The organism is Thermovirga sp. (assembly GCA_012523215.1).
Classification (GTDB): domain Bacteria; phylum Synergistota; class Synergistia; order Synergistales; family Thermovirgaceae; genus 58-81.
The window spans coordinates 1-3,278 of the sequence record JAAYIZ010000275.1 but is presented as its reverse complement, the minus strand read 5'-3'; the positions used below and the strand labels follow the sequence as shown (position 1 = coordinate 3,278).

Genomic DNA, 3,278 nt, shown 5'->3' with positions numbered 1-3,278 from the left:
CTGTCGGAGTTCGTTTCGGACTGGAAGGTTCTTTTCTCCGGGGAAGAGATTCATGTCCTTTCAGAGATCCCTCTCACCCAGGAATACCTCTCGAGCGAAGCGATCAGGATCGAAAGGGGCAGCGCCGTTGAAAAATGGAATGCCACCGGCGGCTGTATCGTCGCGACCCCCTCGGCAATCCTGACCCCCCTTAGCCTCCCCTCAGCCGGCGTCGATGTCGATGCGGGTCTTGCCCTGGATAGAGACTGTTTCCTCGAATGGGCCGTCGCCTCAGGGTACAGGAGGTCGGACCTGGTCTGGCAGGAAGGACAGTATGTCAGCAGGGGCAGCATCGTCGATATCTTTGACCCTTCCTACCGCCTGCCCCTCAGGATCGAATTTTTCGATGATCGGATAGAGAGCATCCACCTTTTCGACCCTGAAAGCCAGAGAAGCCGTTCTCCCATGGGGCTCACCCGCGTCCTGGCGTTGACGGGAGGAGTCGGGATGCGGTTTGATGAGATGCTGCCGCCCGAGACCGGCATCGTCCTCTTCGAACCACCGGCGCTTGAACGATCGGCGGAAGCCTACCGGTGGATATGGAATAGAATGGCGGCCGAAGAAGGGGAGGATCTCCTCATTACCTGGGAGGAAGAGCTCCTCAGGCTTTCCGATTACCGACGCTCTTCGGTCTCCCGGTTCATCCAGGGGGCGGACCTGCGGGTTCCCATAACCGAGGTCCAATCCTTCAGGGGAAGACTGGAGGCGGCCGAATCGATCATCAGGGGTTGGCTCGACGACGGTTTTGACTTGAGTCTCTTTACGTCCAATGATTTGCTGGCCCAATGGGCATCCGAGATGGGAATCAATCCCAAGGAGGGGATCCTTTCAAAGGGTTTTGTGGATCGCTTGGAAAGAAAGGTGTTTCTCACCGATAGCGACCTGGTGGGCGTAACCCCTGTCTCCCGGGAGGGAAGGATCATCCGGATCCCTCCGAGGGAGTGGGAGGAGAGGATCGGCGATCTAGACTTCGTGATCCACGAAGACTATGGCATCGCCCAGAACCTGGGCATCGAAAGAATTACCTCTGACGGCATGGATCGGGACTGCCTGGTGCTGCTCTTTGCAGAGAACAGGAGGCTTCTTCTCCCCCTGGTGCAGCTTTACAAGATCACCCCCTTCCCGACTTTTTCCGGAGAAGAACCCCAACTGGACAACCTGAGGGGTACCGCGTGGAAGAAGGCGTCGCTCAAGGCCAGGGAGAAGGCCAAAGAGGCAGCCCGACAGATCCTCGCACTTTACGCGGTGAGGGAGACGAGCAAGAAGGAACCGCTGCCTCCCGATGGCGATCTGTTGGCAAAGTTCGAGAGCGCTTTCCCCTACGAGGAGACCAGCGACCAAGTATCCTCTATCCGCTCCGTTAAGAGGGACATGGAAGATCCTCTCCCGATGGATAGGCTGCTCGTCGGCGATGTGGGTTTTGGAAAGACCGAGGTTGCCTTCAGGGCGGCCGTAAAGGCCGCCGAGGGGGGGCGCCAGACGGCTTTCCTCGTTCCCACTACGCTCCTCGCTCTCCAGCACTTCGAGTCCTTTTCCGCTAGGATTGCCGACCTTCCGGTGAGGGCCGAACTCCTCTCCCGGTTCGTTCCTCGGAAGAGGCAGGAAGAGATAAAGAAGGACATAGAGAGGGGACTTGTGGACGTGATCTTCGGGACTCACCGGCTTCTCCAGGGTGACTTGAAGTTCCGCAGGCACGGACTGGTCGTCATCGACGAGGAACACCGTTTTGGCGTCTTGCACAAGGAACGATTGAAGAAACTGGAACCGTCCATCGATGTACTAAGCATCTCGGCAACACCCATCCCAAGGACGCTCCACATGGCCCTGGGAGGGTTAAGCCACATTTCTATGATATCCTCCCCTCCTTATCGGCGCCAGCCGGTCATGACCTACGTAGGCCCCTGGAGGGACGACCTTTTCAGGGAGGCTGTCTTCAGGGAGAGGGCCAGGGGGGGGCAGGTCTTCTTTGTCCATAACAGGATTGAGACCATAGAAGACGTCGCCGCCAGGACGAGGTCGATTTTCTCCGGCCTCAGGGTGGATGTCGTCCACGGCCGGATGGAAGAGAGAAAACTGGAAGAGGCCATGATCAAGTTTACCAGGAGGGAGACGGACCTCCTCGTTTGCACTACCATCATCGAGAGCGGTCTCGATCTTCCCGGGGCCAACACCCTTATCATCGATAACGCTCAGGATCTTGGCCTGGCCCAGATGTACCAGCTGAGGGGCAGGGTAGGAAGAAGGGAGGAACAGGCCTTCGCCTTTTTCTTTTATCCTCCCGATAGGGTCATACCCTATGAAGCCCTTGAACGTCTCGAAGCGATCGCCAGCCTGAACGACAGGGGAGGTGGTTTTGCCCTCGCAAAAAGGGACATGGAAATCCGTGGCGGTGGGCAGTTGATCGGGACCCGCCAACATGGACATGTAGACAGGATCGGCTTCAATGCCTACTTCAAGATGCTCGAGGAGGAGATTGCCTCCGAGTCCGGTGGTGAACCCGGCCCGGGAGTAAAAATGGAAATCCGCATCCCTGTGGTCCTTCCCAGTTCCTACGTGCCCCAATCCAGCGTGAGGATAGCTCTTTTCAGGAGGCTCCTGAGGGCCGACAGCATATCGGAAGTGCTCGAATTGGAGAAGGAGGTCAGGGAACGCTTTGGTCCTATTCCCCAATCGGTCGCGTTTATGCTGGCCTCGGCGAAAGTCCGGTCCACCGGGCGTCGCAATGGGTTACAATACGTTCATTGCGCCCTTAGGGAGACTCAGGCCGGGGGTGACCCCCTGAAGCTCAAGGGACTCGCTTCCTGTAAAGTTGGGTGGGTGTTGGCATCAAGCGGCATTCTAACAGGACCTGGGGGGTACCGGGGGATGGTAGAACTGGCCGAAATGATCAAAGGCGCCCCCAAAACGGAGCCCGGGGAGATGGATGATGGCCATATCATCGAAGGTAAATGATCAGATGGTTAAACTTCTTTCAATAATGGGAAGGCTCCGGGAGCCCGGCGGTTGTCCCTGGGATAGGGAACAGACCCTGGAGAGCCTGAGGCCTTTCATACTGGAAGAGGCCTACGAACTGGTGGACTCCATCGAAAAGGAGGACCCGGCAGCTATTTGCGAGGAAAGCGGCGACCTGCTTCTTCAGGTGGTTTTCGTCGCTCAGGTATGTATGGAGGAAGGTCTTTTCGATCTGGCCGACTCCATAAGATGTCTCAACGAAAAATTGGTGAGGAGGCATCCCCACG

The 3,278-nt window shown here is 57.3% G+C and carries 2 protein-coding genes; both read left to right on the top strand.

Features of this window, described 5'->3' with window-relative positions; translation table 11 throughout:
* A partial coding sequence (locus GX108_07505; protein ID NLO56878.1) for a DEAD/DEAH box helicase occupies positions 1-2,991 on the top strand: 2,991 nt, incomplete at its 5' end.
* A partial coding sequence (locus tag GX108_07500) for a hypothetical protein (GenBank protein ID NLO56877.1) occupies positions 2,966-3,278 on the top strand: 313 nt, incomplete at its 3' end. The genes GX108_07505 and GX108_07500, both read left to right, overlap by 26 nt.